At 72.4% G+C, this 7,236-nt stretch carries 6 protein-coding genes; 5 read left to right on the top strand and 1 reads right to left on the bottom strand.

Annotated elements, in window-relative coordinates; all coding sequences use genetic code 11:
- Positions 1 to 91: 91 nt before the first annotated feature.
- Entirely contained in the window at positions 92 to 2,374 is a 2,283-nt protein-coding gene (locus tag NQ165_RS08955) for a carbon starvation CstA family protein (RefSeq protein ID WP_257532743.1), read from the bottom strand.
- Positions 2,375 to 2,559: 185 nt separating this feature from the next.
- Here NQ165_RS08955 and NQ165_RS08950 point away from each other — a divergent pair, with 185 nt between their 5' ends.
- The 5 genes from NQ165_RS08950 (at position 2,560) to NQ165_RS08930 (ending at position 7,197) form a co-directional block, all read left to right on the top strand.
- Positions 2,560 to 2,907, top strand: a complete 348-nt coding sequence (locus NQ165_RS08950; protein WP_257532741.1) for a GNAT family N-acetyltransferase — start codon at positions 2,560 to 2,562, stop codon at positions 2,905 to 2,907.
- Positions 2,904 to 3,890, top strand: a complete 987-nt coding sequence (locus tag NQ165_RS08945) for a pirin family protein (protein WP_257532740.1) — start codon at positions 2,904 to 2,906, stop codon at positions 3,888 to 3,890. Before NQ165_RS08950 ends, NQ165_RS08945 begins: the two co-directional genes overlap by 4 nt.
- Positions 3,891 to 3,982: 92 nt before the next feature.
- The gene (locus NQ165_RS08940) at positions 3,983 to 4,534 is read left to right on the top strand and encodes an ECF transporter S component (protein ID WP_257532738.1); all 552 of its coding nucleotides are present in this window, start codon (positions 3,983 to 3,985) and stop codon (positions 4,532 to 4,534) included.
- A 69-nt stretch (positions 4,535 to 4,603) separates the two neighbouring features.
- Positions 4,604 to 6,391, top strand: a complete 1,788-nt coding sequence (locus NQ165_RS08935) for an ABC transporter ATP-binding protein (RefSeq protein ID WP_374940936.1) — start codon at positions 4,604 to 4,606, stop codon at positions 6,389 to 6,391.
- Positions 6,388 to 7,197 carry an energy-coupling factor transporter transmembrane component T gene (locus NQ165_RS08930; protein WP_257532734.1) on the top strand — a complete coding sequence of 270 codons (810 nt, stop codon included), beginning with the start codon at positions 6,388 to 6,390 and terminating at the stop codon, positions 7,195 to 7,197. The genes NQ165_RS08935 and NQ165_RS08930 overlap by 4 nt, the downstream gene beginning before the upstream one ends.
- Positions 7,198 to 7,236: the final 39 nt, after the last annotated feature.

The raw sequence follows: 7,236 nt of genomic DNA, 5'->3' as shown, positions 1-7,236 counted from the left end.
GGGGCGCGGGGCCGCCCCGCCGCCGGGTGCCCCACCCCCCGCGGTGCCCCCGGGGGGGCCCCCCCCCCCCGGCTCATCACCGACCCCCCGATCAGTGACGGCCGCTCGCCGTGGGCTGCCGATCGGCCGGCAGCTGCTCCCACTGCTTCTCGATCTCGCGCTCGGCCTTCGTGGCGATGAAGCCGGCAGGTGCGAACCGGCGCGACGGGACGGCAGGGTCCTCGTGGTCGGCGCCGCCGCCGGCGCGGATGGCCCTGATGGTGACGATGGCGGAGGTGGCGATGACGATGATCGCCAGCGTCACGAAGATGATCGACAGCGTTCCCTGCACAGCCGTGTTGCGCACGACCGCCTCCATCGCCGCCACCGTCGGCGCGGTGCCGAACGACGTCTCGCCGTCGGCGAGCGCCTGACGGAACGCGGCGTTGTTGGCCCAGTAGCCCACCTGAGGCACCGGCGAGAAGATCTTGTACATCGATGCCGTGATCGTGACGACCGCCGTGAAGCCCAGAGGCAGCACGATGATCCACAGCCACTTCACGTAGCTCTTCCCCCGCTTGGCCACGATGGCCAGCACCACCGCCAGCGCGATGGCGGCCAGCAGCTGGTTGGCGATGCCGAACAGCGGGAAGAACGTGTTGATGCCGCCGAGCGGATCGGTGACGCCCAGGATGAGGATCGCGCCCCAGCCGGCGACCATCACCGCCGTGCAGATCCACACTCCTGGTCGCCATGAGACATCGCGGAACTTCGGGATGACCACCCCGATCGAGTCCTGCAGCATGAAGCGGGCGACGCGGGTGCCGGCATCCACCGCCGTCAGGATGAACAGCGCCTCGAACATGATCGCGAAGTGATACCAGAACGCCATGAGCGCCTGGCCGCCGAGGGCCTGCTGCATGATGTGGGCGAGGCCCAGGGCGAGCGTGGGGGCACCACCGGTGCGGGAGATGATGCTCTCCTCACCGACCGCTGCGGCCGTGGACGTGAGCATCTCGGGCGTGAGGTTCACGCCCGAGAGCCCGAGGCCGTTGACGAAGGCGACCGCGCCCTCGACGGTGCCGAGGGTCGCCGCGGCCGAGGCGTTCATGGCGAAGTAGATGCCCCGGTCGATGGAGATCGCCGCCACCAGCGCCATGATCGCCACGAACGACTCCATCAGCATGCCGCCGTAGCCGATGAAGCGGGTCTGGCGCTCCTTCTCGATGAGCTTCGGGGTGGTGCCCGAGGCGATGAGGGCGTGGAACCCCGAGAGGGCGCCGCAGGCGATGGTGACGAAGAGGAACGGGAAGATCGGTCCCGAGAACACCGGTCCGAGCTCTCCGCCGGCGAACTCGCTGAAGGCCGGCACCGTGATCTCCGGCCGCACGAGCACGATGGCCGCGGCCAGCATGACGATGACGCCGATCTTCATGAAGGTCGACAGGTAGTCTCGGGGCGCCAGCAGCAGCCACACCGGCAGCACCGCGGCGATGAAGCCGTAGATGATGATGCCGACGGCGATGGTGGTGCGGTCGAGCGTGAACACCGCCGCGCCCCACTCGGTGTCGGCGATCCAGCCGCCTGCGACGATCGCCGCGATCAGCAGCACGAAGCCGATGATCGAGATCTCGGTGATGCGCCCGGGGCGGATCCACCGCAGGTAGCAGCCCATGAACAGGGCGATCGGGATCGTCATCGAGACGCTGAAGACGCCCCACGGGCTCTCGCCGAGGGCGTTGACGACGACGAGCGCGAGGATCGCCACGATGATGATCATGATGAGCAGGGATGCCAGGATCGCCGCGGTCCCGCCGATGCGGCCCAGTTCGTCGCGGGCCATCTGACCGATCGTGCGGCCGCCTCGGCGCATCGAGAAGAAGAGCACGAGGTAGTCCTGCACGGCGCCGGCCAGGATGACACCGACGATGATCCACAGCGTGCCGGGCAGATACCCCATCTGCGCGGCGAGCACGGGACCGACGAGGGGACCGGCGCCGGCGATCGCGGCGAAGTGGTGCCCGTACAGCACGCGACGGTCGGTGGGGACGTAGTCCTTGCCGTCCTGCCGGTACTCCGCCGGGGTCGCACGCCGGTCGTCGGGGCGGGTGATGTGCTTCTCGATCACCTTGGAGTAGAAGCGGTAGCCGATGAGGTAGGTGCAGACGGCCGCGAAGACGAACCAGATCGCGTTGACCGTCTCGCCGCGGACGATGGCGAGCATGACCCAGGCGACACCGCCCAGCAGGGCGATCGCGGTCCAGATCAGGATCTTCGGGAGGGTCCAGCGCGCCTCGCGCTCGAGCTCGGCTTCGGGGACGGCGACGGGAGGAAGGTCTGCGTCGGGTTCCGGCGCCGCGGTGGCGCCGCCGCGCGTGGGGGGATGAGCGGTCATCGGGTCTCCTTCGGGCACGCGACATTGCGTGCCTCCAAAGTAGGAACCGGCGCCGCTGTCGCGGTCGGCGGCGCCACGAGGATGCGACGAACGGCACAGGACGCGCGATGAACGGCAGACCCCGACCCTCGCGGAACAACGGCCCTGCCGCATACGTTGGGACGAATCGACCGGAAGGAGCCACCATGGCCCTGCTCGAAACACCGCCGTCCGTCACGCGAGACGACGAGGAGAACCGCTACGAGATCCGTGTCGCCGACGTGCTGGCGGGCTATGCCGAGTTCGAGCCCGACGGCCACGGGCGTCTGCGCTTCACCCACACCGAGATCGACCCGGCGTTCCGCGGGCGCGGTCTCGCCACCGACCTCGTCGCCGAGTCGCTGGCCGACGTCGCCGGCCGTGGCGAGGAGGTCGAGCCGCTGTGCCCCTTCGTCGCGTCCTACCTGAAGGAGAACGACGTGCCCGGGCTCACCGTGCACTGGCCGCTCGTGGAGGACCTCGGCAGCACGGACCCCGACACCGAGGACTCATGACCCGCTGGGACGCGGAGGCCGCCCCCACCGACGCGCCCACCTCCGCTGCGACGGCCACCGCCCCCGGCGCCGGGGTGCTGATGCTCGACGCCCGCGAGGTGCCGCTGGGGGGCCTGCGGGCCATGACGGTGCACCGGAGCCTGCCGCAGCGCGCCCTCCCCACGATCGGGGCATGGTGCTTCTTCGACCGGTTCGGACCGCAGTCGACGGTGATGCGGGTCGAGCCGCACCCGCACATCGGCCTGCAGACCGTCACGTGGCCGCTCGTCGGCGAGGTGCGCCACCGCGACACCCTGGGCAGCGACGTGATCGTGCGCCGCGGGTCGCTCGATCTCATGACCAGCGGCGCCGGCATCGCCCATTCGGAGTACTCGCTCGGCGACGACCCCGCACCCCTCGACGCGCTGCAGCTGTGGGTGGCGCTGCCGGAGTCGCGCCGGCACGGGTCGCCCGCGTTCGAGCAGCATGAGCAGCTCCCGGTCGTCGCGCTCGACGACGGAGCCGAGGCGACCGTCGTGATGGGGCGCTTCGCCGGCACCGCCTCACCGGCATCCGTGTACACCCCCCTCGTCGGCGCGGAGGTGCGCCTGCCCGCAGGTACCCGCGTGCACCTGCCGCTCGAGGCGGCGTGGGAGCACGGTCTGGCAGGGGTGACCGGCACGACGCTCGTACACCTCGACGGGCAGGACGACGTGCCGCTCGCCCCGCAGCAGCTGCTCTACCTTCCGCCGGGGCCCTCCGGCGTGCAGGTCACCGCCGACGAACCGGCGACCCTGTTCCTGCTGGGCGGAGAGCCGTTCGAGAGCGACATCGTCATGTGGTGGAACTTCGTCGGCCGCTCGCACGAGGAGATCGTCGAGGCACGCGAGGCATGGGAGGCCGACTCCGACCGCTTCGGGCACGTCGTCGGGCACGGCCCCGAGCGCGTGCCCGCCCCGCCGCTGCCAGGGGTGCGCCTGACCCGCCGACGGCGCCGGATCTGACCCAGGGTCTCTGAGCGGGCGCTTCCCGGTCTTTCGGTTTTCTCCGGTCGTCCTCCCGCCCGCCATGCAGGTGCCACGGCTAGCCTGGACGGGTGCCTGCGACCTCCCGACTTTCGACGCGCGTCCTGCTGACCTGCGCCGCGATCGGCGTCGCCACCGGAATCATGGCCGCCGTCGGAAGCTGGCTGACGCCCCTGGTCATCGCCGCGTTCCCGATCATCTACGGCGTCGTGCTCGGCGTGCACGTGCTGCCCGGCATCATCGCGCAGGAGGCGCTGCGCCTGCCGTGGGTGGCACTGCTCACCCACCTCATGGCCGCCCTCGTCGGGGCGGCGCTCGCGCCGCACTGGGCCCTGCGGTTCATCGGCACCGCGCTGCTGTTCGGCGGCATCCAGGAGCTCGTCGCCGCCGCCACCCGCTACCGGGTGTGGCAGGCCTGGCGCTTCTTCATCTCGGCGGTCATCCTCGGCGCCATCGTGGCGTTCGTGGTCGCGATGGTCGCCGACCTCGGCTCTCTCGCGCCGTGGGCCCAGGTGACCTACCTCTCGGTGTCGGTGCTGGGACCGGTGGCGTGGACGGCGGCCGGGCTCGCGGTCGGTCGCGGCCTGCGCAACGCGGGCGTCGCCCGCGCCGTCGCGCGCTGAGCGTGCGCGATTGGCAGCGAAGATAGGGCGGGCTACCGTGGGGGGAGACCCCGTCCCCCTGCGCTCTGGATGCCTGTGACCTCCGCTCCCCGCGACGAGTCCGCCGCGTCCGTCCCGGCGGACAGCGCCGACCCCACGCCGCCGCTGCTGCGGGTGCGCGACCTGGCCGTGCGCTACCCGGGCGCAGCGTCGTCGGCGCCGACATCGGCGACCCTCTCGATCGATCCCGGCGAGGTGGTGCTGCTGCTCGGACCGAGCGGCTCCGGAAAGTCGACGCTCGCGCTGTCGCTGAACGGGCTGATCCCGCAGGCGGTGCCTGCCGCGGTGGCGGGGAGCGTGCGGGTGGCGGGAGAGGATGCCGGCACCACCCCCGTCGCGCGACTGGCGACCCGCGTGGGCATGGTGTTCCAGGACCCCGACGCCCAGCTGGTGACGGGGACGGTGCTGGACGAGGTGGCCTTCGGACCGGAGAACCTGCGGCTTCCGGCACCCGAGGTGCTGGCCCGCGCCGAGGAGGCGCTGCGCCGGGTGGGGCTGTGGGAGCGTCGCGGCGAGAACCCCGACCACCTCTCCGGCGGCGGCCGGCAGCGCCTGGCCATCGCGTGCGCGCTGGCGCTGCAGTCGCCCCTGCTGGTGCTCGACGAGCCGACCGCCAACCTGGACCCGCGGGGCATCGAGGAGTTCTACCGGGCGTTGGGCGATATCGCCACGACCGGCGACCGGGCGATCCTGCTCATCGAGCACAACCTGGATGCCGCGATCGGCCTCGTCGACCGGGTGGTCGCGCTCGACGCCGCGGGAGGCACGGTCGTGGACGGCCCCGTCGGCGACGTGCTGCGCACCCGCGCCGCGGAACTCCACGACATGGGGGTGTGGCTGCCGACCGCGACGCTGGCGGCGCTGCGCCTGCGCCGTGCGGGATACCGTCTCGACCCCCTGCCGCTGACGCCGGGAGAGCTGCGCGACGCCCTGCAGGCCGAGCCCGCCCCGGTCACGCCGACCGGGACCGCGGATGACGCGGCGCCGGCATCCGCCCCCGCCCGCCGCCGCAACGCCCCCGTCGTGCAGGTGCGCGGACTCACCGTGGCCCGCGGGCGCCGCGAGGTGCTGCACGACGTCGACCTCGATGTGCGCGCGGGCGAGTTCGTCGCCGTCGTCGGCGCCAACGGGGCGGGCAAGACGACGCTCGTGCAGGCGATCGCCGGGGTCGTGCGCCCGCCGCGGGGGCGTGTGGAGGTCGGCGGCATCGATCCGGGCCGTGCGGACGCCCGCACGCTGCACCGTCGCATCGGCTTCGTGTTCCAGAATCCCGAGCACCAGTTCATCGCCGGCACCGTGTTCGACGAGCTCGCCCACGGCCTGCGGCTGCAGCGGGTGCCCGAGCCCCAGGTGCGGGAGCGCACCGACGAGCTGCTCGAGCGGTTCGGCCTCGCGGACAAGGCCGACGTGCACCCGTTCCTGCTGTCCGGCGGCCAGAAGCGACGCCTGTCGGTGGGCACGGCGCTCGTGGCGGGGGCGCCGGTGCTGGTGCTGGACGAGCCCACCTTCGGCCAGGACCGCGCCCGCGCCGACGAGCTGCTGACACTGCTGCGCGACCTCAACCGCCAGGGAACGACGATCATCGTCGTCACCCACGACATGCAGCTGGTCACCGAGTACGCCGACCGCACCGTCGTGCTCGGCGACGGCCGTCTGCTCGCCGCCGGAGCGACGCCCGAGGTGTTCGCCGATGAGGCCCTGCTCGCGCGGGCGGGACTGCGTCCGCCGCCCCTGCGGGAGGCGCTGCGCGGGGTGACGCGGCATCCCCGCCTGCAGTCCGTGGTGCGCCTGGCCGACCTCCCGGGAGGCGGACGATGACGGTGGTGGCCGATCCCTACGCCGAGGCGGCACCCGCGCCCGCGGCACGGTTCCTCTACGGACTGAACCCGCTGGCGAAGTTCCTCGCCCCGCTCCCGGCGATGACCATCCTCGTCTTCGCCCGTGACCTCACCACACCGCTGGCCTTCCTCGTGCTGTCGTATCTGGTCGTCATTGTGGGCGCCCGCTGGACGCCGCGGCTGGCGGCGACGCTGCTGGCCGCCGTGCCCCTCGGCATCCTGCTCATCGGCTTCGGGATGAGCGTCTGGGTGGATGCCGACCGGGTCGCCGCCACCGCCCCGGTGCTGCAGGCGGGCAGCTGGACGCTCTATGCCGGCGCGCTGCAGATCGGCATGGCCACGGCGCTGCGGCTCGGCGCGATCGTCGCGCTGGCACTGATGGCCGGCTTGACCACCACCGGCCCCGACCTGGTGCGCGCGCTCGTTCAGCAGCTGCGCGTGCCGTACCGGGTGGGCTACACGGCGCTGGCGGCCTTCCGGTTCGTGCCGCGGTTCCGCTACGAGCTCGACGTGATCCGCCAGGCACACCGGGTGCGCGGCTCGCACGGCGGCCGCGGGCCGTTCGCCGCGATCGCCCGCGGTGCCGGATACCTCGTGCCGCTGCTGGCGGGGGCCATCCGTCACGCCGAGCGGGTGGCGCTGGCGATGGATTCCCGCGCCTTCGGGGCCTACCCCGACCGCACCGAGCGGCATCTCGTGCCCTGGCGCACCCGCGACACCGTCTTCGTCGTCGCCTTCTGGATCGTGACCGGGGCGCTGCTGGTCGTCTTCTGGCCACGGGGCTGACCTCCCCGCGAACGACGGATGCCGCGACCCCCGGTGGGG

Source organism: Microbacterium sp. zg.Y1084, from assembly GCF_024623595.1.
Taxonomy (GTDB): domain Bacteria; phylum Actinomycetota; class Actinomycetes; order Actinomycetales; family Microbacteriaceae; genus Microbacterium; species Microbacterium wangruii.
This window is presented reverse-complemented; position numbering and strand designations above follow the sequence as displayed.

Bases quoted from the DNA above. Each gene is read 5' to 3' on its own strand.
- NQ165_RS08955 (WP_257532743.1), bottom strand. From the start codon at position 2,374: ATGACCGCTCATCCCCCCACGCGCGGCGGCGCCACCGCGGCGCCGGAA.
- NQ165_RS08950 (WP_257532741.1), top strand. From the start codon at position 2,560: ATGGCCCTGCTCGAAACACCGCCGTCCGTCACGCGAGACGACGAGGAG.
- NQ165_RS08945 (WP_257532740.1), top strand. From the start codon at position 2,904: ATGACCCGCTGGGACGCGGAGGCCGCCCCCACCGACGCGCCCACCTCC.
- NQ165_RS08935 (WP_374940936.1), top strand. From the start codon at position 4,604: ATGCCTGTGACCTCCGCTCCCCGCGACGAGTCCGCCGCGTCCGTCCCG.
- NQ165_RS08930 (WP_257532734.1), top strand. From the start codon at position 6,388: ATGACGGTGGTGGCCGATCCCTACGCCGAGGCGGCACCCGCGCCCGCG.